Genomic DNA, 26067 nt, shown 5'->3' on the forward strand with positions numbered 1-26067 from the left:
TCGTCCCACGGCTCACGCGAGCAGGGACGCTACGCCGCCGAATTCTACACAACCGTCAAGACGGCCTACACGCTCGCTTAAGTGTGAGACAAGCGCCCCGGCGTCCAGCATCCATGTCGGTGTGGGCGGCGGGGCTTTTCGATAGATAGCTCAGGTCCGCAGGGATAACTGCCCAAGCCGCCGGCTCAGGAGGTTGCGGGTTTCTCTCAGAGAACGGGATCGAGGCCTCGCGAAGACACCACGTACTGGATCACCGCAAAGAGGATCGCGACCGCAACGATCACGCCGATACGCAAGGTTCTTTCAAGGAAGGTTTCCTGGCCCTGCATCGTCAAACCTCGTTCTGCAACAGGCGTATTCGACAATCGGCAAGGCCAGAGTATCAGGCGCGCGAGCGCGCGCACAGACCGCAATGAAAAGTCGCAGAACGGGGGCGACCTTGCAAACCCGTCCGCCGCTCTACTGCACGTTTCCTTTAATCGCAGCCGATTAAAGGACAAAAACATGCAGGAATTCAAAGTTCTACAGCGACCTTTGCGCGTCGGATAGACGCGCGGCGCTGTAGATCAGGGACGGACGGGCCCAGGCGGAAGAAGCGGCCTAGAGAGCCGCGCGCTTGTCATGCTTTGCGAGACGGGCAAGCAGATAGTCCACTTCCGCCCGCGCTGTCGGGGTCAGCATCTGGGCGGGCTTGCGCTGTGCGTCGGAACTGATGACGCCGCGACGTTTCAGAACGTGCTTGCGAATAGCAAGGCCGATCCCAAGCTGTTGCTCGTAGCGGATCAACGGCAGGTGCGCGTCGAAGAGATCGTGCGCCTCATCCCTCTTCCCGGCCGCAAACAGATCCATCAGTTCGGTCAACATGTCCGGGAAACCATAGCCGGTCATCGCACCATCGGCGCCTCGTTCCGGCTCGAAGTCGAGGAACATGCCGCCATTGCCGCAGAGGACGGAAAAGTCGCGAAGCTCACCCGATTTCTGCATGGCCCTGAGCTTCGAGATTTTCTCCAGACCGGGCCAGTCCTCGTGCTTCAGCATCAGGCAGGACGGATGATTGCTGATGATCTTCGCGATGACGCCGGGTGTCATGACGACCGTAAGGGTCAGCGGGTAGTCCTGCAGAACCCACGGCACATCTTCACCAACCGCTTCGACGGCGCCGGCAAAATAGTTGACGATCTGATCATCGGTGCGCAACGCCGGCGGCGGAGCGATCATCACGCCGGCAGCGCCCATGTCCATCGAGGCGCGCGCCAGGGAGCGCATGCTGGCAAACCCCGGCGCGGAGACCCCGACGATGACCGGGATCTTGGATCGGGCGACCACACGCTTGACGATGGCCCGGCTTTCCTCCGGTTCGAGCTTCGGGGCTTCGCCCATGATCCCAAGGATCGTGACGCCGGTGCAACCGCTCTCCTCATAAAAGTCTGTCAACTTGTCGATCGAATTGAAATCGATCGAGCCGTCCTCGAAGAACGGTGTCGTCGCAATGGCGTAGACGCCCTTGGATTGCGTGCTGAACGTCATTTCTGGCTTTCCTTCCAGGCCTCGTACCGGGCCTTCGTTTCAGCGTTCATCGGGTAAAGACCGGGAAGCGGCACGCCCCGATCCACTTCGGTCATGATCCAGGCTTCCATACGCTCCTGCTCGGGTGCCTCAGCGAGCACCTCTTCGAGAAGCGCGGCCGGGATAAGGACTGCGCCGTCGTCGTCGACGACGACAATATCATCAGGAAGAACGGCAACGCCGCCGCAATTGATCGGCTCCTGCCATCCAACGAAGGTCAAGCCTGCGACTGAAGGTGGCGCTGCGACGCCATTGCACCACACCTTCATGCCGCTCGCCAGCACGCCTTCGGCATCTCGCATGACGCCGTCGGTGACGAGGGCCGCGACTTTGCGTTTCGCCATCCGGGCACACAGGATGTCGCCGAAGATGCCGGCATCGCTGACGCCCATCGCATCTGCGACCGCGACGCAGCCCTCCGGCATCGCTTCGATCGCCGCCCGGGTGGAGATCGGCGATGCCCAGCTCGCCGGCGTGGCGAGGTCCTCGCGAGCGGGGATGAAGCGCAGCGTGAACGCCTTGCCGACAACCCGTCCCTGGCCGGGCTTCAGCGGCTTCGTGCCACGCAGCCAGACATTGCGAAGTCCTTTTTTCAGGAGAACCGTCGTGAGCGTCGCAGTCGATACGCCCTTCAGGATTTCAATAACTTGAGGCTCAAGTGTCATGGAGACCCCGCACCGATCAGATGCTGTTGATCAGGCCGCCATCGACGCGAATGACGGAGCCGGTGATGTAGGATGCGCGGGGGCTCGCAAGGAAGGTGACGGTGTCGCCATATTCCTTCGGGTCGCCGTAGCGGCCGACCGGGATCGACCCGGTGCTCTCAGCGGTAACATCGGCGACCGGCCGGTTTTCGCGCTTGGCCTTCTGCTCGTCCAGAAAGACGATCCGCCCCGTGGCGATGCGCCCGGGCAGCACGATGTTTGCAGTGATGCCGTTGCGCCCGACCTCGCGCGCCAAGGTTTTCGACCAGCCGACCAACGCCAGGCGCAGGCTGTTGGATATCCCGAGATTTGCAATCGGCGCGACGACGCCCGAAGACGTGGAGGTAATGATGCGTCCCCATCCACGCTCGCGCATGCCCGGGAGCACGGCGTCGGTGACCGCGATCACCGATCGGACCATGAGGTCGAAATACTTCGACCAGTCGTCGGGCGACTGTCCCGCGGCCGGCGTCGGCGGCGGCCCGCCGGTGTTGTTGACGAGGATGTCGACCGGTCCGAAGGCGGTTTCTATGGCGTCAAGCTTCTGGCCAATCAGGGAGAGGTCGCCGATATCCCAGGTGAGCGGCATGGCCTTGCCACCCTCGGCCCTGATTTTGTCCGCGGTCGCCCTGGCGCTTTCTTCATGGATGTCGGCAACGACGACGGAAACGCCTTCGGCCGCAAGCGATCTCGCGATTGCGCCTCCAAGGCCACCGCCGGCACCAAACACGAGCGCGGTCTTGCTGTTCAACTGAAGATCCAACTCTTCCTCCTTTTGCTTTCGCCCACTATGGCAAGGCGGAAACGGAAGAAAAACCTTCCTTTTTGTCCCTTCAAACGATAGTAAAACTAACGATGGAAACGCGCTTTCTCGAAACTTTCCTGACCGTGGTTCAGCACGGCTCCCTGGCTGAGGCGTCACGGCGCCTCGGCGTCACGCCGGCGGCGATCGTACAGCGTATCCAGGCGTTGGAGATCGAAGTTGGCCTGCCTCTTCTCGCGCGGTCGGGACGGCGGGTAAAACCGACAGAAGCCGGCGTCGCGATCCTGGAAAAGAGCAGGCGCGTCCTGGCGGAGGTCAGGCAGCTCAAAAGCCTGGCGCACGATGACCAGGCGTTCGGAGAGCTGCGGCTCGGCGCCATCTCGACAGTTCTGACCGGCCTGCTTCCGAATGCCTTGCGGCGGGTCTTCGACAGGACGCCGGGCGTCGACATCTTCCTGCTGCCGGGCACATCGGCCGAACTTTATAACAGCGTCGTCGAGGAGAAGATCGACGCGGCGATCCTGGTCAAACCGCCCTTCCCCATTCCCAAGACGCTGAGCTGGGAGCTGATCCGATCGGAGCCGTTCGTGCTGCTGGCGCCGCTTGACCTCGCGCACATTCCCGCCGATCGCCTGCTTCGCGAACAACCCTTCATTCGGTACGACAGGAGCAACTGGGGCGGTCGGCTCGCCGATACCTATCTTCAATCCCAGCGCATTCTTCCGCGCGAATGGCTGGAGCTTGACGCGCTCGAAGCCATATCGGTGATGGTCGAGGCCGGGCTGGGCGTATCGCTGATGCCGGACTGGCGTTCGTCCCTGTTCGACAACCTGCGCGTTGCGCGCCTTCCATTGCGCAACGCCCCGTGCCGCGAGATCGGGCTGCTCAGACCTCAAAACCTGCCCTCTGGCCGGCTCATACAGGCCGTCCTCGATGCCATTCGGTCCTAGAAGAAAGGCTGGCATTGAGACGGCATCCGAAAGCGGCGCCCGTCATAGCAGCGGCCTGAATTCTCTGTTCCCGCGTCGGCCAAAATTACTACAATGCCACCGCAATCGCACAACCGAAGCTGGTCAGGGTATCCATGGAACCGCCGTCAAACGTCGTTGATCTTGCCTCGATCATCCAGACCTCCCTGGCGCCCGTCTTCCTGCTTGCCGGTACGGCAGGCTTCGTCAGCGTCTACGCGACGCGTCTGGGCAGGGTCTCGGATCGGGTGAACGAGATCGGGGAGAAGGAAGAACAGAGCGAAGCAAGACGCATGCAGCTCGAATACCTGCGCCGGCGCACGCTCGCCCTGGAGATTGCGGTCGCCCTGGGGACACTGGCCGCCATCTGCACCGGCTGCGCCATTATCAACCTGCTCGCCAGCGCGCTCGAGTTCGGCTTTCGCGAAGACAATCTCTTCTGGTTCTTCGGCAGTGCGATCCTTTCGCTCATCGGATCGCTCGTGGCATTCATGTTCGAGGTGCTGATCGCCGGGCGGAACATGCTGCGCCAGATGCGCCTGGATCAGGCAGCGCCGGAGCGCGAGAAGTGATCGTGATGGAACGGCGCCTCCGGCATGCCGCCGTCTAGAACAGCAGCTCGCCGGTCGAGAGCTTTCTGAGTGCTGTCGCGATGTTGGCGACGAGCGCCTCCTTTTTCGGACCATGGTCCGGATAGCGGGTCATGTTGTCGCCATTGTGCATGAAGACGTAGCCGCCTCGTCCATTAGGCGTCGGGTATTGCCAGAGCCAGTCGGCCGGTTTCGGATCGTTCTCAGGACCAACGTCGGTCAGCCAGATTGCCCCGGGTGGCGGATCGCTCCACCCCCGCGCATACTGGCCGAAGATTCCCTGCCATCCGTCGAAGCCTTCGCCGAGGTCGGAGAAGATCTGGAAGCGGTCGTCGCGGATGCGAACCTTGATGTTTGAGAAGGGACGCGGAACGACGGCGTGAAACGGCGTCATGAAGGGGAGCCACGGCTGGCACGGTTCCGCGCAGATGATCAGGTTTCCGCCGCGCGCCAGAAACGCTAGGAGTTCCCCGGCCCTGCTCTTCAGGAAAAACTCGTCGTGGCTGCTCGGAATATAGAGCGTATCCGTGCGCTCGAGCAGTTCCGCGCCAAGTTCGTGCAAGGGGGCGAACTCGATTTCGAAGTCGGCCGCGCCAATGCTCTCCTCGATCCATTCCGGGCGCCACTCCGACGGCACATGCGAGCACTGCAGATAGGTGAAGCGGTTTCTTTCGGGCCTTTTTAGGTCGAGCTCGCGATTGAGCCAGGGATAGAAGGACCGCAGAAAGCGGGTCGTCGCCGGCATGAAGCGCTGGCCGTTGTGCGAATGTGGGTCGAGCGTTGCCAGCAGCAGCCGCCCGCCGTTCGCCAGAGACGGAAAGTCGAGAAATAGGCTGCCGCCCCCGCCATCGATCTCGACGATGGAGCGAGCGCCCTGCGGAACGTTGTAGGAGCCACCCCAATGCCAGCTCATGTGCGACAGCGGGATGCTCTGCGCAATCGGGTGAGCAGGCGTGGTGAGGCTGATCTCCAGCTTCTCGCCCTTCGTCCACCACAGCCAGTCACGGCAGTTGCCGGGCGACCATTCAAGGCCGGGAATGTCGAGCCAGTCGGCATGGCCCTGCAGGAAGACGATGAGAAAGCCGCCCTGCTTCAAGTAGGCATTCAACTGCGGTGCATGCGGAAGGACTGCGGCTGCGTCCATGGCATCCGGCATGACGACGGCGGCGTAGGACGTGAGATCGACCTTCGGCAGATCGTGGATGTAGATGAGGTCGTCGATGTAATGGCGGAAATCCTGGAAGCTTCTGAGCTGCCAGCTGTTGCCCCAATGAATATAGGCGATGCCCCTTCGGGATGTCTTTGCATCAGCCAATGAGACGGCCTCCCTCGTGGCGGAACACCGGTGCATAGGTGTGCTTCGACAGCCCCTTGAAATCCGCCCGCGCGATCGGCAGATCGTAGAGTGCCGACAGATTTTCGGCGCTGAGCGCATCGGCCGTCGGTCCGCAGACATAATCCGATCCGCTCAGCATCAGCAGCGCGTCGGTCGCAATTTCCACGGCGTGCTGCGGCATGTGGGTTGAAAACACGATCGTCATGGCGTGTTCGTCCCTGAGGTGTTCGAGAAGGGCCAGAACCTTGTCCTGGTTCTTGTAATCGAGGGCCGCGCACGGCTCGTCGAGCACCAGCAACTCGCATTCAGACGCCAGCGCCTGGGCGATCATCACCAGTTGGCGCTGACCGCCGCTCAACGCGTTGAAGGCTTGCGGCTCGAAATGCTCAATGCCGAGAAGGTGGAAGTAGTGGCGCACGATCTCATAGTCTTTTCGGCCCGGTGCGCCAAAAAGCCCGAGATGGCGGGCCCGTCCCATCAGGGCGATGTCGAGGGCGGAGTAGGCGAACGGTACCTCGAACAGTTGGGGCACGAAACCCACGGGGCCGTCGATCGAAAGGCGTCCTGATTTCGGTTTGAGGATGCCGATCAATGTGTTGATCAGCGTGGTCTTGCCGACGCCGTTTGCCCCGAGCACCGCAAGGATGCGGGCACGCTCCAGGCTGAGGCTGTAGCTCTCAAGGATAGTCTTGCCGCCGCGCTCGACGGTGAGGTCGCTTGCCTCAATCACTGGACCAGCCTCCTTTCGCATGCAGCCGTCGCAGGATGACGGCAAAGACCGGAACGCCGATCAGTGCGGTGATGATGCCGAGCGGGATCTCGGCCGTGGTCACCGTGCGTGCCAGGTCGTCGACGAGCAACAGGTAGATGGCGCCCATCACGCCCGATACGGGCAGGAGCCGCCGGTGATCGGCGCCGACAAGGGCGCGGGCGACATGCGGGATCACCAGGCCGACCCAGCCGATGATGCCCGAGGTCGCGACAACGCCGGCCGAAATCAGAGCGGAGGCGACGAGCACGATCCATTGCACCAGAACCACCCTGGTGCCGAGCGCCCGTGCCTTTTCCTCGCCGAGCGACAGAATGTTGATCTGGAAACGCAGGAGGTAGATCGCGACGGCCGAAGGGATCACCGCTGCCGCCACGAGCAGGACGTCCAGATAGTTGCTGGAGGCAATGCTGCCCATCAGCCAGTAGGTGATCGCGGGCAGTTTCTGAAAGGGATCGGCGAGCAGCTTTGCAATCGAAATGGCGGCAGAGAAAAAGGCGGATATGACCACACCGGCGAGCACCAGCGTCAACATGCTCGTGCGGCCGCGCACCGTCGATAGCAGCTTGACGAGAAAGACGCTGCCAATGCCGAAGAGGAAAGCCATCGTCAAAAGCAGATAGCCCTGCAATCCCAGGAGGATCGCCAGCGTGCCGCCGAACCCCGCGCCGGATGTAACGCCGATGATGCCGGGATCGACCAGCGGATTACGGAAGAGCCCCTGCAGCGCCGCGCCTGAAATCGAGAGACCGAAGCCAATGATGATGGCGGCGAGGATGCGCGGCACCCGGACCTGCTCGACCACGACCTCCTGCACCGGGTCCCAATTGGGCGTGACGACCGGATGGATGTTGTCGATGAGGATATAGGTGACGTCTGCGACCGACAGATCGTATCGCCCGATCGTCACCGAATAGAGGGTCACGGCGACGAGAAGACAGATCAGGGCGGGCAGGACGAAGCCGGAGCCGAGCTTCCGCCCGGCCGCCGCTGTCGTCGTTCTGCTTGCCGTAACCTTAGCGGAAGAGCTCGACATATTTGTTCGCCGGCGCATTGCTTTCGGTTTCGAGAATGGTCTTGAGCTGGTCGGCCGTCAGCTCGGCGCCATAGATCAGCTTGTAGGTGTCGAGGATCTGCTTGGAAAATTCCGGTGCGAAGTCGGCGCCGTGGGCGATGGCGGCGAGCCATTCGGACGTCAGGAAGATTTCCGGTGCATCGGGGGTGCGGGCGAACACCGGCTGCTTGTAGACCCGTTTTTCCTTCACCGCCTTCAGGCTGGCAAGGACCGGATTGTCGAAGAAGGTCTTGGGCTCGAGGTCGGTGGCATAGGCCGGGATAATGATGATATCCGGGTTCCAGACGAGCAACTGCTCGAAGTCGACCGTGCGCCACCACTCGCCGGTATTGTCGGCCGCCGGGTTGGTGACGCCGCTCAGCGACAGATCCTGCGAGCCGTTGGCGATCACCTGGATCTGGTCGCCCACCTTGTCGATGTGAAGGACCGAGGGAAGCGTCGACTTGTCGAGCTTGCCGACCTTTTCGTCGAGCGCCTTCAAGGTCTCGGACTGGGCCTTGAGAATCGCCTGGGCGCGATCGTTGCGCCCGGTCATGTAGCCGCTGAGCGTGACGTAGTCGAGGCGATCCTGCTCCGAGCAGCATTGCCAGCCGACGACGGTCAGGCCGACGCGTTCCAGCGGCTCGATCAGCTTTTCGTCATGGGCCCACTGGATCACCACATCGGGCTTTTCGGCCAGGATCGCCTCCACGTTCGGCACGAAGCCGTCCTGCGCCGCACTGGCGTTGATCTTGGCCATTTCCGGCAGCATCTCGGCGTAGATGCCCTTGGTGAAATAGCGCGTCAGCGAATCCTTGTTCATGCCGACGATGCTGTCGGCCTTCTGATCGACGGCGCGATAGATGATCGGCGCCGAGCGGACGATGGTGACGACGCGCTCCGGCGGTTTGGCGAAAGTGATCGTCTTGCCGCGGTGGTCGAGGAACGAGGATTCCGCATGCGCCGCTGCCGGCGCGAATATCGAAAGGGACAATGCCAAGGCAATAGGGGTCCCGAGGCGGCTCGACATAGATCACTCCTTTGACCGGCCACGCCGCCGATCCAGCGGCAATGGCCATGAAATATCATGAGTGTACTAGTCAAGTTAATGTGGACTGTCCAGTATGCGTTTGACCTAATTCCAGCAACGACAGACGGAACCGTGCCGCGGCTTCCCGCGGCCAATCCTGGAAGATGGAAGGATGCGCCTATCGACCAGGCGGTCAGACCAGATGCTCAACCAAGTTATCAAGGGCGGCATTGTTTCCGATCTCGGTCCCCACGATCATCTGGTCGCCGAACAGGGAGGTCACCTGCACCGTCATCCTGATTGTCGTCACGTCGCCTTCGGCCGCAAGCTCGGTTGTAATCAGGCTCGACATCAGCTTTCGTCCGCCTGCTTCGACGACCTCGCTGCTGACCAGGAGGACATCCGGAACAATCGCAATGTAGGTCGTGCGTCCGGTGTATTGCGGGTTCTCCTTCGAGCCGCAGCGGAACCGGTCTTCGCCGCCCTCGCGAAAGTCGGCCGCGTCATAGATAAATACGGCGCCGTCGGACGGTGCGCTCCATCCGGCACGGATGACCGGATCCGCAAAGGCTGCGAACACCCGCTTCACCGGAGCCGCGCAATGCCGTTCGAACACGAGCGTCTTATGCCCGATTTCATAGTCCACCACTTGCTCCATTTGATCATCCTCGCGCACTTCAAATGCCCATAACCGATTGCATAACGCAATCGGTATCTATCAATTCTGATTGCGTTTTGCAATCAGGCTGACAGGATCGGCGACCGGATTGAACGCGGCTGCCGTGCAATTGGAACCTGCTCCTCAGCGCCGCCTGCTTGCGACTCGAAACGCGCTCGCAATCGACAACAGAAACGCCATAGCCGCCAGGGCAGCCGCCACGAAACCAAGATTGCCCGAGCCAACCCACTCGATTCCAAGGCCGCCGATCGAGCCCGACAGTGCGATGCCAAGGTAGAGGATTGCCTGATTGAGCGAGACCAGAACGCCGGCTGCATCGGGCTTCAGCGAGATCAACCGGTGTTGTTGCGGCGTCGTGATCGCAAAGGCGGCGATCCCGTAGAAGGCAATCATTGCAAACGCCCAGGTCAGGTTCCCGGTCGTCAGGGGCAGGAGCAGCATGCTGATAATCAACCAAAGCAAGGCGATTGCCACGACCTTGGGACCACCAATCCGATCCGCGAGCATGCCGGCGCCCAGGTTGCCGATCGTACCGACCACGCCGAGCGTCGTCATGAGGCCGGCAAGATAGACGCTGTTTCCTTCCGTGGCCTTCTCGAAGATGACGCCCATATACGTGTAGGGCATGTAGACGGCCGTAAAAGCCAGGAGGGTCACCCCCAGGGCCGCGACGATCTGCGGCTCGCGCAGCAGCCGCAGCTGCTGCCTTATTCCCGTTGCTGCCGCGACGCTGGTTTTCCCTGGGATGAAGACGAAGCTGCCGATGACGCCAATCGCGGCCAGCCCGGTTGCAAGCCACATGGTCGATCGCCAGCCGAACACCCCGCCAAAGGCCGTGCCGAGAGGCGCTCCAAGCGCGGTCGCTGCAGTAAAGCCGCTTACGACCACGGCGATGGCCCGCCCCCTGTGCGCGGGCGAGACCAGCGCGGCCGCTGTCACGGTGGCGGTCGGCACGAACAAGCCTACGCCAAGCGCGGCCACGACCTGGCCGATCAATACCTGCACGTAGCTCGGCGCAAGCGCGGTCCAGGCACTTCCGGCGAGATAGACAATGGCCGCGACGACGAGAACGGTTCGGCGCCGCCAATGGCCGGTCAAGGCGACCAGCGCCGGGCCCGCAATCGCGCAGGTCAGAGCGAAGATCGTGATGACCTGCCCTGCGACGGATGGTGAAATGCGCAGGGAATTGCTGAGGAGTGGCAGCAGACCCGCCAGAACGAACTCGCCGGTTCCAACAACGAAGACACCGAAGGCAAGCATCGACACCGAAAGCCATTGATTTGTGGCCTGCGGCTGGTCGACCTCATGCGGCATTTGCACCGTGGCATTGACCATAGCGGCACCTTTCCGGCGCGACGATGTCTTCATCGGCGCCAAGTTGTGATTGAAGAATTGGGATCTTGTCGATCTACGGGCGCAACAGCGCGGCGCGGCTCATCAGCACATCTGGCCTGAAGCGAACAAATCCGTTCATCGGGATGCCGTCATGGGAGCGCCTCAGCCGACCGTCGAAACCTTCGAGCACGGCCTGCCCGGTCAGCAACAGCAATTCGCCGGTCGTAAAATCCGGAAACAACAGACCACAGGCAGGATCCACGAGAAGGTTGCCGAGCGTGTTGAAGTAGAAATTTCCACGGTACTCCGGCCACAGTAGACAGTCGCCGTCCCACCGTACAAAGCCCGCCGGCCCGCCGCGATGGGAAACATCCATGTCGCCGCCTGCACCGGACGAGGAGCGGGTGGCGACGAAGAACGTATCGGCGTCCGCGACGACGCGCTGGGCCGCGCGCGTGTCAACCACCGTGCGGACCGTGGCGCCGGTCGTTACGGTTGTCTTTTCGACGTCCCTTGGACGAATGTATTGCGGGCAGTTTCCAAAGGCTTGCCGCACATCGACGACGAAGTCACCTGAACTCACGGAGCCTATGCGACCGTTGATCCGGATGCGGCGCCTGGTCGCGAGGTCGATCGCAAGGACTGCGATCGGAGCACCTTCGACAATGCCGGGGGCCACCGGGTCTGCGGGGTCCGGGAGTGCATCGACGCGCATTTGCAGGCCATTTGGCGCGCTCAGGAAACCGGGGCGGCCGAAGACCAGCGTGACCCAGATGCGTCCCTTCCGGTCGGGCACGGCCAGCACGACATAGTGCAGCTCCTCAAGGAAGGCCGCAAAGCCGGGCGGCAGGCTTGCCTGTATCGCTCGCGATCCCGCCAGCTGGTCACGAACGGCAAACAGGCGTTGGAGCTCCTGTTCTCCAGCGTGAAAAGGGTCAGCGTCCATCACAGACCCCGCGCCGCAGCAAGGCGCTGCCTCGACGCACGGCGCGCCAGTTCGAACTGCGCTTCATCCCCCATGAGCGCCGCCACATTGGCCGACGCCTGGTAGGAGGTAAGCTCGAAAGCCAGCAGCTCGACATCGATGCCGGCTTGAAGGTCGCCTGCTCCCACGGCCTCGCTCGCCACGTCGACGATACGTTGCCTCGCCTCGGCCCGGTGATGCTCGACCCGGTCGCGGATCTCGCCAGGACGGGTTCGGTATTCACTGCTGAGCGCATGAACCAGGCAACCGCCGGGCAATGTTCTTTGCTCCACGAATGTGTACCATCCCTCGACCAGCGCGATCAGCCGCTCGATCGCCGCCGGCCGCGCCATGGCGGGGCCGACAACCGTTTCGAAATAGAGCGCGACACCGTTCTCGATCGTCGCCAGTTGCAGGGCCTCCCGATCGCCAAAAAGCACCTGAACGTTGCCTTTCGCCACCCCGGCATCGGCAGCGACCCGTCCGAAAGTCAGCCCTTCCAGCCCCTCCACCGAGGCGATCTGGGTGGCATGATGCAGAATGTTCGCCCGGGCGCGGTCGCCGCGCTCTTTCCTCTTGTCGTTCGTCTTCATCTCGCCTCGCGGTGGGGTATCAGGTCCCCAATATAAATATACATACGTATGTATATTGTAAAGTCAAAACTGCGCGAACCGCCAAAGGACGTTGGCGGCCGCCGCCTCCCCTCACGAAGCCCGTGCCGCCGGATTGCTTGTGGCAATTTTGGCAGTCCCGAAGTCCTCCCGCGCAAGCTTTCGCCGAAGCGTCGCCATTCGTGCGCTGCCGATATCGTGGCGAAGGCAGCCGATCAGCCAGGGTCGGGTGAGAACGACGTCGAGACATCCCAAAGTCTCAAGCGAAAGAGAACTGGACAGCGATTTCGGCCCAGCTCGACTCCATGCCTTACCCACGATCAACCGTCGCGAGGGATGAGCGCCGCGGATGGCTTTAGCCGGATTGGGCTATGTCCCAGTTTATTTTCAATTACATTAGACTTTAGTAACATGAGAGCGCGCAGGGAGGTAAGCATGGAACGCTTCGCCGAAAAGCTCGAAACCGACGCTGCCATGAAAGTCTGGTCCGTCCATGACTTCTGCCAACGGTACCGCCTTTGCGAGGATGAGGAACGTCGCCTCACAAGCCTGTTTGGTATGTTCGCCACGGCCCGCGAACTCCTGAACAATGCGCAGCGCACACCGAAATGGCGGTAACGGGCTGGTTCCCATGCATTACCTTCGTGCGGCCGTTGTGCTCTCGCTCCTTTTTCTAAGCTCCTACGCCTGGGCTGAAAAGCGCGTCGCGCTGGTCATCGGAAACGCGGCCTATCAGCATGCGCCGCAGCTTGCCAATCCTCAGAATGATGCCAGCGACATGGCGTCGAAATTGACGGGCCTGGGGTTCGTTGTTGTAACGGGCCGGGACCTCGACCTCACGGGAATGCGTCGGTCGATCCGTGAGTTTGTCGGCAAGGTCGAAGGCGCAGACGTGGCGCTCTTTTTCTATGCCGGTCACGGGTTGCAGGTAAACGGCGGCAACTACATGATCCCCGTCGACGCGCAGCTTCGTTCAAACAACGACTTGGATTTCGAGGCTTTGCCGGTCGAGCTTGTGCTTTCCGCCATGGAGCGCAACGCCAAGGTCAACCTGGTGTTCCTGGACGCCTGTCGCGACAATCCACTTGCTGCGACATTGGCCCGCTCCATGGGAACCCGATCCGTGGTCGTTGGTCGGGGGTTGGCGAAACTCGATACCGGCGTAGGTTCGCTGATAGCGTTCGCAACCCAGCCCGGAAACGTTGCGCTTGACGGAGCCGACAGAAACTCGCCGTTCACGACGGCGTTGCTGAGACACCTCGGCACACCTGGGCAGAGCATAACGGATGACCTGATTGCAGTGCGCCGCACCGTCTTGAAGGCCACGGACGGCAAGCAGGTTCCCTGGGACAGCTCATCCCTCACGGGTCCCGTCGTTCTAAATCCATCGCTCGCTGCGGAAACCGCAGCGAGCCCGGCGGCGACGGCAGATACGGACAGAACCGTGGAGCTTGCGTACTGGAACTCGATCAAGGATTTGACCGCAAGTAGCTTCTTTGAGGCCTACCTCCAGGAATACCCCAATGGGGCGTTCGGAACGCTCGCGAAGTTGAAAATCGCGGCAATCGCGGAGCGCGAGAAGCAAAGCAAGCCAGCGCTGCAGCAGAAGCCGGATGCCCAGCAGGCCGTAACCGGCGAAGGCAGCGCCAGCCAAACCGATGTCGCGGCGCTTGAACCGGCCAACAGGGCACAGGCATCAGGTTCGACAGCCGGCAACATGCCTGCCGGCGAACTTGCACTCGCCACCCAAAGGGAACTCGCGCGCATCGGATGCCTTGCCCGGGTCGACGGCAAATGGGGCGACAGCAGCCGGAAAGCCCTGCAAACATATGCCGCGCACAAGGGACTCAAGCTTGCCTCGCTCGCACCGACCGAGGAGCTTTTGAACGGGTTGAGAGCGATCGGCAATCGTGTCTGCCCGCTCGTCTGCGGCAACGGGATGGAGGCTCGCGACAACCGCTGCGTGGCGCCCGGCCTGAGTGCCTTCGACGGCAGATGGAACCTGATACGGCGCGCAAAGACGGATTGCGGCGACTGGCGCGAACTCTCGACGACCCTCTACATAAGAAATGGCGTTGTGTCGTCGAGTTCTGGTTTCTCCGGAAAAATCTCCAGCAACGGAACCGTCAACATTGCCCACACCTTCATCCATAAGGGAAGAAAAGGCGGTAACACCGTGACGGGAATGATAAAAGGAGGCAAAGGCTCCGGCCGGTTTAGAGGGACCGGGGCGGGCAGCGGCTGCTCGGGGATTATCACTATGAGTAGGATGTAACAACGAAGGCGACGTCAGCGCACCTGCGGTGCGGCCCAGTGTCGGCTTCGTTGCGACCATCTTCCGCTTGGTGGAAAATCGGAAATTCTGCGAGGCCCCGGTGTGCCACCGGTGGACCTCGGACAGATCCGACATTTTCGAGTCGCGAAGCCGGTCTGCGGACTTGGCGCCACTCATCTATTTGCTTTGTGTCGATCCGACCCAAATTCATCGAGATCCGGCTTCATCGTCAATGGGTGATCGCCATGACGAGCCAGTCGTCTTCACGCACCGCGGCCAGCATCGCGCGCGCATCGTTGAATGCATCGGTTTCGTTGAGCAAGCGCCACGCTTCGTGTGCCACGCCGTCGGCCTGGGGAGGTGGATTGAGGGCAAGCTGATCGAGACGCGGGGCCAGTGTTCGCCCAATCCGCCCGGCGGTCCATCCGCCGGTGTGGCGGAAGCCTCCTTGCGCCAAGTGAACTGCAGGGTCAGCATATTCCTGCAGCATCGCCTCGATCGGCTGCCCGTGGATCAGGCTGTCTATCTCGACGGTCGTCCAGCCAAGGGTCGGGAGGTGCGTGGAGAGCCGGTAGTGGTTCGTATCATTGCTGGCGCTCAATGTCGGCAGGGGTACGAAGTGTTCGGCGAGCACGACAAGGGCGGCGAACCCCGGGCTGATGAACTGCGGCTGCAGCCAGGAGAGCGCGGCACCCTCGGGCCCGAGGTGGAAGGCGGCGTGGAGGTCTTCCCGCTCACCGAGCGCCCCATATCGGTCAAGCGCTATCGCCGAAAGGGTTTCCGGATGGCCTGCCTCCCAGGCTGACAGCACATCCTGCACCGCCTCCTCGAAGGCGGGTGTGATAGGGCAGCGAAAGGCGTGATGAAGCACCGCCATGTCATTCTCCCACGAAAAGCCGCCGGACATGGAGACCGGCGGCGGAAGCTGTTTCTGCTCGTCAATTTAAGGGCTTTACTACCGACCGTCTATTGCGCTCGGCAGTTGTTGAGCGTGCCGTTGATGACGGTAACGCCGGTGTCGGCCGTGATCGCGAGAGCCTTGAACCCAGCAGCAGCCACTCTGCTTGCCGCAGTGTTGGAACTCGAAGACGTCATCTCTGCCCGTGCGATGCTCCAATGGCCTGGCGGGTTGTCGTCGAAAACGATCGTCCAGGGGAAGGGCTTTGGCAGATCGGTGGAAGCAGCCTCGAATTTGACATCGGCATTGCCAACTTGCGCCTCGTCTCCCTTGGACGGGTCAATTTCGCCGAGGTCGACCTTGACGAGGCATTGTGCGGGTAAGCCTTTACCCGTCTTCGCATTCTTGGCTGCCTCTTCGTCGCTGGCGTAGTGGAAGAAAGAGAGGGTCGAAATCGGCTTTCCGCTTACACCGAAGTTGACTTTGGTCCATACCACCACCCCGCTGGGGTCCGCGTCGACAGCGCGATAGACCGAATAGGCATGCGCGGGACCTATGGCGACGAAGATCGCAACGATAGCGAGCTTTGCCGCATGGATGCCTGAGTGAAGTTTGGGAAACTGCATGATGGCTTTCCTTTCGCTATGGGGGAACGTCTCTCGCGACAAGCGGAGAGCGGTGACCGGAGGCGCATGCCGCCGGACCTGCTGTGGCTCGGCGTAGTCGCGCCGTGTGCCGTGTTGGGAGTGTTGGAAGGTGGACGCCGCGGCCATTCAGGCCGTCTCGCCCGGGCCAGTCCTGCGGCGGATCAAGTCAGTTGCGTCTGAACTTGCCTTCGCAGTCGTCAGCGCTCAGGGATATCGCAAGGATCCGAGCGATCGACGGCAACCGGCGCTGGTCTCGGCTAGAAGAAAATCGTGACGTGTCCGTCCAGAGCTAGAAAGCTCTGCAACGTCTTCGTACCGGTCAGCCCACCCTTGCCGACTGGCCAGGGATCGAGGAGCTTCATGGTGTTGCCATTGTCGGAGTATCCGTAGACGACGTAGTAGTGGATCGCCGTGCCGATGACGAAGATCCGGTCGTGGTCGATCTCGCCACGCACGAGATCTGCTGTGAGATTTTCGACGAACCGACCGCCCGTCGAAACCATGTCGAACGCATTCCACTGCGTTCGCACCATTTGTACGGCCTGGCTGGCCAGATTGGCTCCGTCGTCTTCCCGCTGCGGCGGTGTCACCGAGGCGTCGAGGGTTTGCGCCAACGCCCATTCTTCCTGCACGTTGGGGTCCAGCGCCGCAAGCGACAGTGTGTTGCGGCGGGCAATGGCATATTGTGACATCGCCGAGAGGTTGCGATAGGCGCGAACCATGACCTCGGCGGCGGCGAAACACCACGCGCCGGTTTCCTGTGCGACCAAGACCGGAGGATTGGCAACGTCTTCTTCCATGATGATTTCCTTTCTCATTGGGGGAGCGCTTTCCCGCGCATGCAAGGAGCGCTGACCGGTGACGCATGTCGCCGGACCTGTCTTGGCGGTGGACGAAATCACGCCGCCCGCCATGTCTGTGGTGCGGTGTGGGCGTCCTGCAGACCGCCCCCGGCTTTCAACAGAAAGGCGGATCGCCCTGCTGCCCCGCGACCTGCTGCAGGATGTTTTCCGGTGTCAGCGCGACGCGTTGCGAGGGTGAGGTCGTGCTGAAATCAACGACCTGCGTGTTGGTGAGCGCTTCCACGTCGATCGTCTCGCCGACGGCGTAGTTACCGAACACGACCCAGCAGCGATGACAATGCGGGGTGAAGATGCTCAAGACATTCGGAGTGAAATCAACGGTGTAGATTGGCGATCTACCGATCGCGATACCGAGATGAATCGGAAAATCGAACGTGCCGCTGAGCTGCCGGATGCTTAGGCTTCCTTGCGCACCGCCCGTGCGCAGATTCTGGAGCGCCGGCGCTCCGAAACTGTCGGCTGTGAAGTCGATGAGATTTTCGCGGTCGGCGTCGGCGGGGACGTACTGGTATGCCGTGAACGTCGAGCGCCCGCCGAAGGTGCCGCGTTCGCCCCAGATAAAGCCGACTTCCGTGGACCAGGAGAAGCGTACCTGGGTGCCGGGCGCAGCCGGCCGGGCGAGCCAGGCGACGCTGGTCAGGCGCGTCGGCGCTGGCGCCTGGGGCGGAACTTGGAAAAGTGCAAAATTGCCATGCAGCTTTGAGTTGTTGACGCAGGTCAGTCTGTACTCCGGCATTGCAGTCTCCTGTCGTGTTGGAGAGAGGGGGACGGCGGCGGCTGTCGCCGCCGTCCGCGACGTCAGGCGACCGAGATCAGGTTGTCGAGGCCGAGTGTTGCGGTCCGCGACGTCAGTGCGCCGCCATAGGTGACCTCGACGGAGCCGGTCACATCCTCGACGTCGATGACGTCACCCGTCTCCAGATTGCCGAACAGCACCCAGTAGTTCGGATGCGGCGTGAAGACGGCAGTCATGTTCGGTGCTGCCTGCACGGCGAAAGTTCCCGAACCGGCCATGCCGATACCGACGGAGGTACGGTTGGGCACGACATTGGACAGCTGCTGGATGGTCAGCGAGCCCAGGGCGCCGGTGACGCTCGGATTGGCAAAGGTCGTCGCACCCCAGCTGTCCTGCGTGAGCTGGACGAGGTTCTGGCCGTTCGGATCTGCCCCGATCACCTGCGTCGCCGAGAAGTTGATGCCGGGCTGAAGCAATCCGGTCTCCGACCAGACGAAGCTGTAGTCGAGGTTCCAGGTGAAGGTCACACGACTTCCCGGTGCTGCCGGCCGGGCAAACCAGGCCAGTGAAAACACGTTTCCGGGAACGGTCATCGGCGGGGCCTTCTGGAACACGGCAAAGCTGCCGTGCAGTTGAGAGTTGTTGAGGCATGTCAGGGAGTAGGTCGTCATCTTAGCGTGCCTTTCGTTGGGGGATCGCACCCGGAATTGCGAAATGATGGCCGGCACCGCCTCCGGGGCTGAAACGGTGCCGGGCCGCCCTCGCCGTCCATGGGAGGTGTCTAACGGCGAGGGAATGCCCGGCCAGGGAAGGCGGGTGCCGGGCAAGCTTGTTGAAGGATCAGCCGGTCTGGACGATCTTGTTGTCCAGGTTGGCTACGATCTTTGCGACGGCGGTTGGGCTGGTCGCGGCCGTGTCCTGTTTGAAAGTTACGGTTGCCGCCTGGCTGCGGTCCCATTCGTCGGGTTCGGGAAACTGGAACGCCGTGCCGAAGACGACCGTCACGGTCTGCGAAAGGTCAGGCTCGAGCGTTAGCGACGATAATCCCGCCGGGACAGGGACGAGGATCGGTGCAGGGCCGACCACCAGCCCGATCTGGCTGCCCGCCGGGACGCCGCCTGCGAAGGTTGCCTCGATCGCGCCGGCAGGCCCACCGGCTGCGGGGGTGACGGTGAACGCCCCGTCGGCCCAGGCGACGGCAACAGTATCTCCCAGCGCGACCGGCGTCCTTTCGGCCGCATCGAGGCTCGCGCCTTTGACGAACGCAAACAAGGCCAGCGCGCCGCTTCCGCCATTCCATGTCAGCGGTTTCGTGTCGCCCTGTCCCATCGGATCCGACACCAGGGCGGTGATTGTCTGCTGATTTTGAGACGGCTTGTTCAACGGAGGGGGGAAGATGTTGAAACACTGCCGTCCGGCCACGGTCGAACCATTCGTGACGGCCAATTCGAAAGGCACAGCGGCTGCTGGCGGCGGGCTGCTGGTCGCGGGCTCGGGGCTGGTCTTCGTGGAGGTCGGCATCCATCTTTCCTTTCGAGGTCCGGCTTGAATTTCTCGCCTTATGTGTAGTGAAGGATACGTTTGCCCCCTATGGTTGTCTCTGGGCCAGCGTTTCAAAAACTTGGACGACCGTCCCAAGATGGCGGCTTCAGTTGGTGTAGAGCGCAGTCAGCCAGTCGCCGAACGAGGCGCCATCGAGGGAGGGTCGGAACAGGCCACCCAGGTCGATGCCGTCCTGGCGGACACCCGCACGGGCGCCCCTGGGCGAGACCCCGAAAGCGCGCCGGAACAATCGGCTGAAGTGGGCCTCGTCGGAAAAGCCCATCTCGTAGGCGATGTCACCGATACGTCGGTCTGCGTGACGCGAGTCGCAGAGGGTGAGCAGGCAGCGCCGGAGACGGCGACGACGAATGTAGGCTTCGACGCCGCCGCTGCTCTCGAACTGGCGGTAGAGCTGACTGCGAGAAACGCGGAGATCGTGTGTCAGCCGGGACGGAGTGAGATCGCTGCGATGCAGGTTCTCCTCGATATGCCGCCGCAGGCGCCGTCCGAGGTCGCCCCTGGCCCCTGCCGAAGGGGGCTCACCCGCGGGTCCGAGGCAGGAAGCGAGCAGATCGGGGACCGACGACCCGAGCGCGATCACCTCGCCCGGGCTGAGGCGCATCGCCGCCTCGCTCAGCGCCTCGAGAATGCCGCGGATAAAAATCGCCATCGCGCTATCCTGGGCCAGGATGCGACCGGTCATGGGCTGCACCGGCGCCATCGCGGCCGGCAGCAAGGTGCGCGGCATGATGAGGTGCATGCCGTCCGCAGCCGACATGGCGAAAGCCGTCGGGGCCGACAGATCGAGCACCACCACGTCTCCTGCCCGCAATCGTCGGGCGGCCGGGCTGGGCAGCGCTATGCCGCCGCGCAGGAGGCACGAAATGACGATATGGTCGAGATCATCCCTGGCAAGCCGCGCTTCGGTGCGTCGATACCGGCCGCCGACGGCGACGCTTCGGCACAAGAGAAATGTGTCGAAGTGATAGACTTTAAGATTGGCTTCAAACGCACGCGCTGGAGACGCTTTCGGGGGCAGGCTGTCGAAGAGAACATTCAGAAGGGATTGCCACGCGTCAAAGGGGGAATCGACCCCCGTTGTTGAAAAGTGGAAACTAGCAATTTGCGCGTTGCCCATCCGTTAGACGCACTAAACCGTCAGATACTTTTTCAATCAGACCACAACGCCCTCTATGATTGCATTAGAGGGTGCTGCGCGACTTTTGCTATAGGACAAAAAAGGGGGGAAACCGGGTGCAGTGGTCGAAACCTTAACGCTTCGCGACTGCGGGCCCTTCGCGGACTTCATCGCGTTCCAACTTGGATCACGAGCCGCGGGCCGGCGCCATGCCGCACCACTTGCGTAATTGTATGGCGCGATGGGTTCTTCGTCGTTTCGATCGAGCCGTCGGGCGTTCGCAGCCTATCGACTGCGAGCATCCTCGACATTCCCGACGATATCCTATGCGACTTGTTTTCCTCGATGGCTTGCAGCGCCCGTATCTCGGCATCGTGTTGGGCATGCCGAATGCAAATTCAGTCTGCCGCCTACCAAGACACACGGCGCGCGGCGTCAGCCAAGGCCGTTGCCTTGCGATCAGCGAACCGGACATGGAGCTTGAGGCTATTCGCTTCGGCGGAAATTGCGAATGCGATCAAAAAGAACCGCGAGAATCGTCGCGCTGCCGATAAACGTGCCCTGCCAGAAGGCATTGATGCCAAGCAAGCCGAGGCTGTTGCGGATGACTTCGATCAGCGCCGCACCGACCAGTGCCCCGAAGGCCGTGCCTGCGCCGCCCGCGAGATTGGCACCGCCGATCACTGCCGCGGCGATGACCTGCAACTCCATGCCGGCGCCGATATTGGTCGTCACCGCACCCAGCCAGCCGGTCTGGATGATGCCGGCAACGCCAGCCGAAAGCGCCGAGATCATGTAGACGCAGACCTTGATGGGGCGCACGGGGAGGCCAGTGGCCATGGCCGCCTGCTCGTTACCGCCGATGGCGTAGATGTAGCGGCCGATGCGCGTCCACCGCAGCACGAAACCGGTCAGGAGCGCGAGGACGACCATGTAGATCACAGGGTTGGCGACGCCAAAGGTCGACCCGCCGCCGAGCGCCAGCAGCTTGTCGTGATCGGGGCCAAACTCGAAGACCACCGTGTTGTTGGACGCGACCATCGCCAGGCTTCGGGCAACCGAGAGCATGCCAAGTGTCACGACGAAGGGCGGAAAGCCGAGATAGGCAATCAGGATGCCATTGAACGCGCCGATCACCAGCGCGGTTGCGACCGAGACGGCAATGCCTGTCCCGATGCCGTATCCCGCGTGCATCGTGACCGCGAGCACCATGCTGCACAGGCAAAGTACCGAACCCACCGAGAGGTCGATCCCACCGGTGATGATGACGAGCGTCATGCCGAGCGCGATGATCGCGACGAAGGTAACGTTGCGGGTAATGTTGTAAAGGTTCTTTGCCGTGGCGAAGCTGTCAGTGGCGAAGGACAAGAAAAGGCATGCGAGGATGACGGCGACCAGAACCCAGAAGGTCTGGCTACCCAGGATAGCTCCTCCAAGCGTACGCTGCCTGCGGGCGATCGTCTGGTCCAGCGTGGTTGCCATCGTTCCTCCCATTCCCTCCTGTGCAGAAGATTGAGTTTGCGCGCCCCTCATCCACCCTCGATGGCACCAGTAATAAGCCCCGTCACCTCCTCCGGCGAGGTCTGAGCAATAGGTTTGTCCGCCACCTTGCGGCCCCGGCGCATGACGACGACACGATCGGCGACATCGAAGACGTCGGGCATGCGATGACTGATGAGGACGACGAGGATGCCGCGGGCACGAAGCTCCCGGATCAGGTGCAGCACCTCGGCGACCTGACGCACGGATATGGCGGCTGTGGGCTCGTCCATCAGCACGATCTTCGCCTCTGAAATCATCGTGCGCGCAATCGCCACCGCCTGTCGCTGCCCGCCCGACATCTGTTTTACCAGATCGCGTGCCCTGGTCTCGGAGCGAAGCTCCTTGAAGATCTCTCCCGCCCTTCGGTACATGGCCTTGTAATCCAGGACGCGGAAGGGGCCGATGCCGCGCCTCAGCTCTCTGCCGAGAAAGACATTCGCCGCTGCGGAGAGATTGTCACAAAGAGCCAGATCCTGGTGCACGATCTCGATACCGAACTGCCGCGCCTCAATGGGGCGATGCAGCACGATATCGTTGCCGTTGATGCGCATGGTGCCGTGGCTTGGGCGGTAATTTCCGGCAATCATTTTGACGAGCGTCGACTTGCCGGCGCCGTTGTCACCCATCAGCCCAACAACCTGGCCGGCCTCAAACGACAGCGAAATATCGTTGACCGCCTGTATGGCCCCGAAGTGCTTGGAAATATTGCTGAGCTCTAGCAGCACGACCAGCCTTCCCAAGACGCGCAATCCGCCTCGCCAAGGCGTGATACGGCAAGTTCGCCCCATAAGTGAGCGACGGCTTATTTACGCAAATCTCCGCGAATCCGTCAACAATCTCTCGTCCGATAAACCTGTTTTGTATGACAATTAACCGTTGACGGGAGACGCGATCGCATATTAGCTATTGCTGGGAGATAAGCATGCTTATCCTTGTCACCGGGGCAACGGGCAAGGTCGGGCGGCACCTCATTACAGCGCTGCTTGACCGGCCACGTTTTTCGCAAGCGCGCATACGCGCGCTCTGCCACAACCGTGTGCTCGATCCGACCGAACGGCTGACCATCCTCAAGGGGTCCATCGCCGATCGCACCGTGGCAGAAAGCGCGATAGCCGGCGTGAGCCACGTCGTGCATCTCGCGACCTGCAAGGAAACGCCGGCCGACGTCATGGATGTGACCGTCAAGGGCCTGTTCTGGCTGCTCGAAGCCTTCAGAACGAGCCCGACTGCCCGGCAGTTCATTCTGATCGGCGGCGACGCCGCGGTCGGCCATTTCTTCTATCCCCGCGAGGAACCGATAACAGAGGCGACACCGCATCGCGCCTATCCTGGCTGCTACGCGCTCTCGAAGGTGCTCGAGGAAGTAATGATCGAGCAATACGCAATCCAGTACGGGATGAACGCCTGTTGCCTGCGCGCGCCATGGATCATGGAAAAGGACGACTTCAAGCACTCGCTTTCCTTCGGCGATGACGTCTTCGGCGGGCCCGACTGGAAAACGTTCTTCGCTCCCGACGAAGCGAGGCGCTATGCGGAAGCGCAAGCCGTGCCTCTGCTACGCGATGGCGGCGGCAGGCCGGTCAAGCGTAATTTCGTTCATGTCAGCGACCTCGTGTCGGCAATTCTGAGCACGATCGACAATCCGCGTGCGGAGCGCCAGCGCTTCAACATTTCCATGGACCGCCCGGTCGACTATGGCGAGGTCGCAAGCTATCTCAAGCGCACGCGCGGCCTGCCGTCCGTCGACGTTCCAAGCCATTTCCACTCAACCTGGTTGGACAACAGCAAGGCAAAATACCTGCTGGATTGGCAGCCAGAATACGACCTCGAAAAGCTTATCGACCAGGCCTGGCAATACGAGCGTCCACCAAGTGATCCTCGCATCGTCTGGTACCCCGGTTGATTTGTGCCGCGGACAAAGGCTGTCCGCTTGTCTAACGGGAGGAAAAAATGAGGAAAGCATTGGTGCTTGCAGTCGCGGCGCTCGCGCTGGCCACCGGCCCCGCCAACGCCCAGGAGAAGAAGCAGCTCGTCATTGTCGTCAAGGGCCTCGACAATCCGTTCTTCGAAGCCATCAACCAGGGCTGTCAGAAGTGGAACAAGGAAAACACCAGCTCGGAATATGAGTGCTTCTACACCGGCCCGGCGTCGACCTCGGACGAAGCCGGCGAGGCGCAGATCGTCCAGGACATGCTCGGCAAACCCAGCACGGCTGCGATCGCCATTTCGCCATCCAACGCCAAGCTCATTGCCCAGACGCTGAAGACCGCCAACCCGACGGTCCCGGTCATGACGCTCGATGCCGATCTTGCCAAGGAGGATGCGGGGCTGCGCAAGACCTATCTCGGCACAGACAACTATACGATGGGCGCGCGGATCGCAGATTACATCAAGAAGGCCAAGCCGAATGGCGGCAAGATCTGCACGATCGAGGGCAACCCCGGTGCCGACAACATCTTAAGGCGTGCGCAGGGCATGCGCGACGTGCTGACCGGGAAGGAGGGGCTGGCCGAACTGAAGGGTGAAGGCGGCTGGACCGAGGTTGCGGGCTGCCCGGTCTTCACCAATGACGACGGGGCCAAAGGCGTACAGGCGATGACGGATATTCTCGCCGCCAATCCCGATCTCGACGCCTTCGGCATCATGGGCGGCTGGCCGCTCTTCGGCGCACCGCAACCCTATCGCGATCTGTTCAAGCCGATGGCCGACAAGATTGCCAAGAACGAGTTCGTCATCGGTGCGGCAGACACGATCGGTGAAGAGGTGGCGATTGCCAAGGAAGGCCTGGTCACCGCGCTCGTCGGCCAGCGCCCCTTCGAAATGGGCTACAAGGCGCCTTCGGTCATGCTGGACCTGATCGCCGGCAAACCGGTGGACGATCCGGTGTTCACGGGTCTCGACGAATGCACGAAGGACACAGCGGACACCTGCATCCAGAAGTAAGCCAGTGGCCGCGCCTTGACGCGTATCCCGGCGGCCCCGCCGCTGTTTCCAGCGACCGTGGTCAGCAAGCAGTTTTGCGGGCTGGCCGCGGCATCCTCGTGACGACCCTGCTTGGAAGATCCCTCCGACGAACTATCATCGATGGGAATCATCCCCTGATTTGCAGACATGGAGAACGCAATGACCAAGCGGATCATCTTCACCGGAGGCAGCGGCAAGGCGGGCCGCCATGTCGTTGAATACCTCGTCGAGCACGGCCACCAGGTCCTCAACCTGGACACAAGGCCGCTCGACAACCCGAAGGTGCGCACGCTCATTACCGACATCACGGACAGCGGCCAGGTGTTCAACGCGCTTTCGAGCTACACGGGCCTGCACGAATTCGACCCGTCGCTTGCGCCCCAGCCGATCGATGCAGTCGTCCACTTTGCCGCAATTCCGCGCATCCTGATCGCACCAGACAACGAACTCTTCCGCGTCAACGCGATGGGTACCTACAATGTCATCGAAGCGGCGGTGAAGCTTGGCATCCGCAAGATCGTCATCGCGTCGAGCGAGACGACCTACGGCCTCGTCTTCGCAAACGAGCCCCGCAATCCCAGCTATTTCCCGCTCGACGAGGACTATGACGTCGACCCGATGGACAGCTATGCGCTCTCCAAGGTCGTCAATGAAAAGACGGCGCGCGCCTTTGCGCTCAGAAGCGGCGCCGACATCTATGCCTTGCGCATCGGCAATGTCATCGAGCCCAGTGAATACCATCTCTTCCCCGGCTGGTTTGCCGATCCGGGGTTCCGCAAGCGCATCGCCTGGAGTTACATCGATGCGCGCGACCTCGGCCAGATCACGTTGCGCGCCGTGGAGACGGATGGCCTCGGGTTCCAGGTCTTCAACGCTGCGAGCGACGACACCTCCGCCGACATTCCGACGCGAGAACTGATCGACCGCTTCTACCCCGGCGTTCCGGTCAAGGGGCAACTCGGCGAATACGAGACGCTTTTATCCAATCGCAAAGCGCGCGCGATGCTCGGTTTTCAGCCTGAGCACAGCTGGCGGAAGTATGTCGACATCAGCTGACGCAAAGCGCGGATGAGCGGCACAGATTGCGAGAAAT

Annotated in this window: 28 protein-coding genes; 7 read left to right on the forward strand and 21 right to left on the reverse strand. The window is 61.8% G+C overall.

Features of this window, described 5'->3' with window-relative positions; genetic code table 11:
* Positions 1 to 206: 206 nt before the first annotated feature.
* From C1A35_RS37110 to C1A35_RS23530, 4 genes are all read right to left on the reverse strand, one after another.
* The gene (locus tag C1A35_RS37110; protein WP_272939266.1) at positions 207 to 329 is read right to left on the reverse strand and encodes a hypothetical protein; all 123 of its coding nucleotides are present in this window, start codon (positions 327 to 329) and stop codon (positions 207 to 209) included.
* Between the two features lie 271 nt (positions 330 to 600).
* Positions 601 to 1527 (reverse strand): dihydrodipicolinate synthase family protein, encoded by a 927-nt coding sequence (locus tag C1A35_RS23520; protein WP_104666698.1) that lies wholly within the window; start codon positions 1525 to 1527, stop codon positions 601 to 603.
* On the reverse strand, positions 1524 to 2231 hold the full coding sequence (locus C1A35_RS23525; protein ID WP_104666699.1) for a ribonuclease activity regulator RraA: 708 nt from the start codon (positions 2229 to 2231) through the stop codon (positions 1524 to 1526). The genes C1A35_RS23520 and C1A35_RS23525 overlap by 4 nt, the downstream gene beginning before the upstream one ends.
* Before the next feature lie 16 nt (positions 2232 to 2247).
* Positions 2248 to 3033 (reverse strand): SDR family oxidoreductase, encoded by a 786-nt coding sequence (locus tag C1A35_RS23530; RefSeq protein WP_104666700.1) that lies wholly within the window; start codon positions 3031 to 3033, stop codon positions 2248 to 2250.
* A gap of 92 nt (positions 3034 to 3125) precedes the next feature.
* Here C1A35_RS23530 and C1A35_RS23535 point away from each other — a divergent pair, with 92 nt between their 5' ends.
* Entirely contained in the window at positions 3126 to 3983 is an 858-nt protein-coding gene (locus tag C1A35_RS23535; RefSeq protein WP_104666701.1) for a LysR family transcriptional regulator, read from the forward strand.
* 134 nt (positions 3984 to 4117) lie between these two features.
* Positions 4118 to 4573 carry a DUF2721 domain-containing protein gene (locus tag C1A35_RS23540; RefSeq protein ID WP_104666702.1) on the forward strand — a complete coding sequence of 152 codons (456 nt, stop codon included), beginning with the start codon at positions 4118 to 4120 and terminating at the stop codon, positions 4571 to 4573.
* A 34-nt stretch (positions 4574 to 4607) separates the two neighbouring features.
* On the opposite strand, the gene C1A35_RS23545 is transcribed toward C1A35_RS23540, so the two are convergent.
* The 8 genes from C1A35_RS23545 to C1A35_RS23580 form a co-directional block, all read right to left on the reverse strand.
* The gene (locus tag C1A35_RS23545; protein ID WP_104666703.1) at positions 4608 to 5906 is read right to left on the reverse strand and encodes a hypothetical protein; all 1299 of its coding nucleotides are present in this window, start codon (positions 5904 to 5906) and stop codon (positions 4608 to 4610) included.
* Complete coding sequence (locus C1A35_RS23550; RefSeq protein WP_104666704.1) at positions 5899 to 6657, reverse strand: ABC transporter ATP-binding protein; 759 nt, start codon at positions 6655 to 6657, stop codon at positions 5899 to 5901. Before C1A35_RS23550 ends, C1A35_RS23545 begins: the two co-directional genes overlap by 8 nt.
* Entirely contained in the window at positions 6650 to 7732 is a 1083-nt protein-coding gene (locus C1A35_RS23555) for a FecCD family ABC transporter permease (RefSeq protein WP_104666705.1), read from the reverse strand. The genes C1A35_RS23550 and C1A35_RS23555 overlap by 8 nt, the downstream gene beginning before the upstream one ends.
* Complete coding sequence (locus C1A35_RS23560; RefSeq protein ID WP_104666706.1) at positions 7713 to 8780, reverse strand: ABC transporter substrate-binding protein; 1068 nt, start codon at positions 8778 to 8780, stop codon at positions 7713 to 7715. Before C1A35_RS23560 ends, C1A35_RS23555 begins: the two co-directional genes overlap by 20 nt.
* A gap of 193 nt (positions 8781 to 8973) precedes the next feature.
* A complete protein-coding gene (locus C1A35_RS23565; RefSeq protein WP_104666707.1) occupies positions 8974 to 9438 on the reverse strand; it encodes an SRPBCC domain-containing protein in 465 nt (154 codons plus the stop codon).
* A gap of 144 nt (positions 9439 to 9582) precedes the next feature.
* Positions 9583 to 10794 carry an MFS transporter gene (locus tag C1A35_RS23570; protein WP_104666708.1) on the reverse strand — a complete coding sequence of 404 codons (1212 nt, stop codon included), beginning with the start codon at positions 10792 to 10794 and terminating at the stop codon, positions 9583 to 9585.
* Positions 10795 to 10867: 73 nt separating this feature from the next.
* On the reverse strand, positions 10868 to 11740 hold the full coding sequence (locus C1A35_RS23575; protein WP_104666709.1) for a pyridoxamine 5'-phosphate oxidase family protein: 873 nt from the start codon (positions 11738 to 11740) through the stop codon (positions 10868 to 10870).
* Positions 11740 to 12351, reverse strand: coding sequence for a TetR/AcrR family transcriptional regulator (locus C1A35_RS23580; RefSeq protein WP_104666710.1), 612 nt, complete (start codon positions 12349 to 12351; stop codon positions 11740 to 11742). The genes C1A35_RS23575 and C1A35_RS23580 overlap by 1 nt, the downstream gene beginning before the upstream one ends.
* Positions 12352 to 12804: 453 nt before the next feature.
* Between C1A35_RS23580 and C1A35_RS23585 the strand changes: the two genes are divergently transcribed.
* Positions 12805 to 12987: a hypothetical protein gene (locus C1A35_RS23585; protein WP_104666711.1), complete on the forward strand. Its 183-nt coding sequence runs from the start codon at positions 12805 to 12807 to the stop codon at positions 12985 to 12987.
* A 13-nt stretch (positions 12988 to 13000) separates the two neighbouring features.
* The gene (locus tag C1A35_RS23590; protein WP_158665138.1) at positions 13001 to 14644 is read left to right on the forward strand and encodes a caspase family protein; all 1644 of its coding nucleotides are present in this window, start codon (positions 13001 to 13003) and stop codon (positions 14642 to 14644) included.
* A 229-nt stretch (positions 14645 to 14873) separates the two neighbouring features.
* On the opposite strand, the gene C1A35_RS23595 is transcribed toward C1A35_RS23590, so the two are convergent.
* From C1A35_RS23595 to C1A35_RS23635, 9 genes are all read right to left on the reverse strand, one after another.
* Positions 14874 to 15521: a hypothetical protein gene (locus C1A35_RS23595; protein ID WP_104666713.1), complete on the reverse strand. Its 648-nt coding sequence runs from the start codon at positions 15519 to 15521 to the stop codon at positions 14874 to 14876.
* Positions 15522 to 15610: 89 nt separating this feature from the next.
* A complete protein-coding gene (locus C1A35_RS23600; protein ID WP_104666714.1) occupies positions 15611 to 16168 on the reverse strand; it encodes a hypothetical protein in 558 nt (185 codons plus the stop codon).
* A 278-nt stretch (positions 16169 to 16446) separates the two neighbouring features.
* Complete coding sequence (locus tag C1A35_RS23605; protein WP_234804150.1) at positions 16447 to 16989, reverse strand: hypothetical protein; 543 nt, start codon at positions 16987 to 16989, stop codon at positions 16447 to 16449.
* Between the two features lie 157 nt (positions 16990 to 17146).
* Positions 17147 to 17788, reverse strand: a complete 642-nt coding sequence (locus C1A35_RS23610; RefSeq protein ID WP_104666715.1) for a hypothetical protein — start codon at positions 17786 to 17788, stop codon at positions 17147 to 17149.
* A 62-nt stretch (positions 17789 to 17850) separates the two neighbouring features.
* Positions 17851 to 18459 (reverse strand): hypothetical protein, encoded by a 609-nt coding sequence (locus C1A35_RS23615; RefSeq protein ID WP_104666716.1) that lies wholly within the window; start codon positions 18457 to 18459, stop codon positions 17851 to 17853.
* A 169-nt stretch (positions 18460 to 18628) separates the two neighbouring features.
* A complete protein-coding gene (locus tag C1A35_RS23620; protein ID WP_104666717.1) occupies positions 18629 to 19309 on the reverse strand; it encodes a hypothetical protein in 681 nt (226 codons plus the stop codon).
* Between the two features lie 127 nt (positions 19310 to 19436).
* Positions 19437 to 20468, reverse strand: a complete 1032-nt coding sequence (locus tag C1A35_RS23625; protein WP_104666718.1) for a helix-turn-helix domain-containing protein — start codon at positions 20466 to 20468, stop codon at positions 19437 to 19439.
* 486 nt (positions 20469 to 20954) lie between these two features.
* Positions 20955 to 21950, reverse strand: a complete 996-nt coding sequence (locus C1A35_RS23630) for an ABC transporter permease (RefSeq protein WP_104666719.1) — start codon at positions 21948 to 21950, stop codon at positions 20955 to 20957.
* A gap of 47 nt (positions 21951 to 21997) precedes the next feature.
* Positions 21998 to 22798, reverse strand: a complete 801-nt coding sequence (locus tag C1A35_RS23635; RefSeq protein ID WP_104666720.1) for an ATP-binding cassette domain-containing protein — start codon at positions 22796 to 22798, stop codon at positions 21998 to 22000.
* Positions 22799 to 22932: 134 nt separating this feature from the next.
* Here C1A35_RS23635 and C1A35_RS23640 point away from each other — a divergent pair, with 134 nt between their 5' ends.
* The 3 genes from C1A35_RS23640 (at position 22933) to C1A35_RS23650 (ending at position 26030) form a co-directional block, all read left to right on the forward strand.
* Positions 22933 to 23913, forward strand: coding sequence for an NAD-dependent epimerase/dehydratase family protein (locus C1A35_RS23640; protein ID WP_104666721.1), 981 nt, complete (start codon positions 22933 to 22935; stop codon positions 23911 to 23913).
* A gap of 47 nt (positions 23914 to 23960) precedes the next feature.
* Positions 23961 to 24953 carry a sugar-binding protein gene (locus tag C1A35_RS23645; protein WP_077966367.1) on the forward strand — a complete coding sequence of 331 codons (993 nt, stop codon included), beginning with the start codon at positions 23961 to 23963 and terminating at the stop codon, positions 24951 to 24953.
* Between the two features lie 180 nt (positions 24954 to 25133).
* Positions 25134 to 26030, forward strand: coding sequence for an NAD-dependent epimerase/dehydratase family protein (locus C1A35_RS23650; protein ID WP_104666722.1), 897 nt, complete (start codon positions 25134 to 25136; stop codon positions 26028 to 26030).
* Positions 26031 to 26067 lie beyond the last annotated feature (37 nt).

The organism is Ensifer adhaerens (assembly GCF_002940685.1).
Lineage (GTDB): Bacteria > Pseudomonadota > Alphaproteobacteria > Rhizobiales > Rhizobiaceae > Ensifer > Ensifer adhaerens_E.

Coding starts and splice junctions, on each gene's coding strand:
- C1A35_RS23620 (WP_104666717.1), bottom strand. CDS start 19,309: ATGCCGACCTCCACGAAGACCAGCCCCGAGCCCGCGACCAGCAGCCCG.
- C1A35_RS23590 (WP_158665138.1), top strand. CDS start 13,001: ATGCATTACCTTCGTGCGGCCGTTGTGCTCTCGCTCCTTTTTCTAAGC.
- C1A35_RS23525 (WP_104666699.1), bottom strand. CDS start 2,231: ATGACACTTGAGCCTCAAGTTATTGAAATCCTGAAGGGCGTATCGACT.
- C1A35_RS37110 (WP_272939266.1), bottom strand. CDS start 329: ATGCAGGGCCAGGAAACCTTCCTTGAAAGAACCTTGCGTATCGGCGTG.
- C1A35_RS23625 (WP_104666718.1), bottom strand. CDS start 20,468: ATGGGCAACGCGCAAATTGCTAGTTTCCACTTTTCAACAACGGGGGTC.
- C1A35_RS23585 (WP_104666711.1), top strand. CDS start 12,805: ATGGAACGCTTCGCCGAAAAGCTCGAAACCGACGCTGCCATGAAAGTC.
- C1A35_RS23595 (WP_104666713.1), bottom strand. CDS start 15,521: ATGGCGGTGCTTCATCACGCCTTTCGCTGCCCTATCACACCCGCCTTC.
- C1A35_RS23555 (WP_104666705.1), bottom strand. CDS start 7,732: ATGTCGAGCTCTTCCGCTAAGGTTACGGCAAGCAGAACGACGACAGCG.
- C1A35_RS23615 (WP_104666716.1), bottom strand. CDS start 18,459: ATGACGACCTACTCCCTGACATGCCTCAACAACTCTCAACTGCACGGC.
- C1A35_RS23535 (WP_104666701.1), top strand. CDS start 3,126: ATGGAAACGCGCTTTCTCGAAACTTTCCTGACCGTGGTTCAGCACGGC.
- C1A35_RS23565 (WP_104666707.1), bottom strand. CDS start 9,438: ATGGAGCAAGTGGTGGACTATGAAATCGGGCATAAGACGCTCGTGTTC.
- C1A35_RS23520 (WP_104666698.1), bottom strand. CDS start 1,527: ATGACGTTCAGCACGCAATCCAAGGGCGTCTACGCCATTGCGACGACA.
- C1A35_RS23580 (WP_104666710.1), bottom strand. CDS start 12,351: ATGAAGACGAACGACAAGAGGAAAGAGCGCGGCGACCGCGCCCGGGCG.
- C1A35_RS23575 (WP_104666709.1), bottom strand. CDS start 11,740: ATGGACGCTGACCCTTTTCACGCTGGAGAACAGGAGCTCCAACGCCTG.
- C1A35_RS23645 (WP_077966367.1), top strand. CDS start 23,961: ATGAGGAAAGCATTGGTGCTTGCAGTCGCGGCGCTCGCGCTGGCCACC.
- C1A35_RS23610 (WP_104666715.1), bottom strand. CDS start 17,788: ATGCCGGAGTACAGACTGACCTGCGTCAACAACTCAAAGCTGCATGGC.
- C1A35_RS23540 (WP_104666702.1), top strand. CDS start 4,118: ATGGAACCGCCGTCAAACGTCGTTGATCTTGCCTCGATCATCCAGACC.
- C1A35_RS23570 (WP_104666708.1), bottom strand. CDS start 10,794: ATGGTCAATGCCACGGTGCAAATGCCGCATGAGGTCGACCAGCCGCAG.
- C1A35_RS23650 (WP_104666722.1), top strand. CDS start 25,134: ATGACCAAGCGGATCATCTTCACCGGAGGCAGCGGCAAGGCGGGCCGC.
- C1A35_RS23600 (WP_104666714.1), bottom strand. CDS start 16,168: ATGCAGTTTCCCAAACTTCACTCAGGCATCCATGCGGCAAAGCTCGCT.
- C1A35_RS23635 (WP_104666720.1), bottom strand. CDS start 22,798: ATGGGGCGAACTTGCCGTATCACGCCTTGGCGAGGCGGATTGCGCGTC.
- C1A35_RS23560 (WP_104666706.1), bottom strand. CDS start 8,780: ATGTCGAGCCGCCTCGGGACCCCTATTGCCTTGGCATTGTCCCTTTCG.
- C1A35_RS23640 (WP_104666721.1), top strand. CDS start 22,933: ATGCTTATCCTTGTCACCGGGGCAACGGGCAAGGTCGGGCGGCACCTC.
- C1A35_RS23605 (WP_234804150.1), bottom strand. CDS start 16,989: ATGGAAGAAGACGTTGCCAATCCTCCGGTCTTGGTCGCACAGGAAACC.
- C1A35_RS23630 (WP_104666719.1), bottom strand. CDS start 21,950: ATGGCAACCACGCTGGACCAGACGATCGCCCGCAGGCAGCGTACGCTT.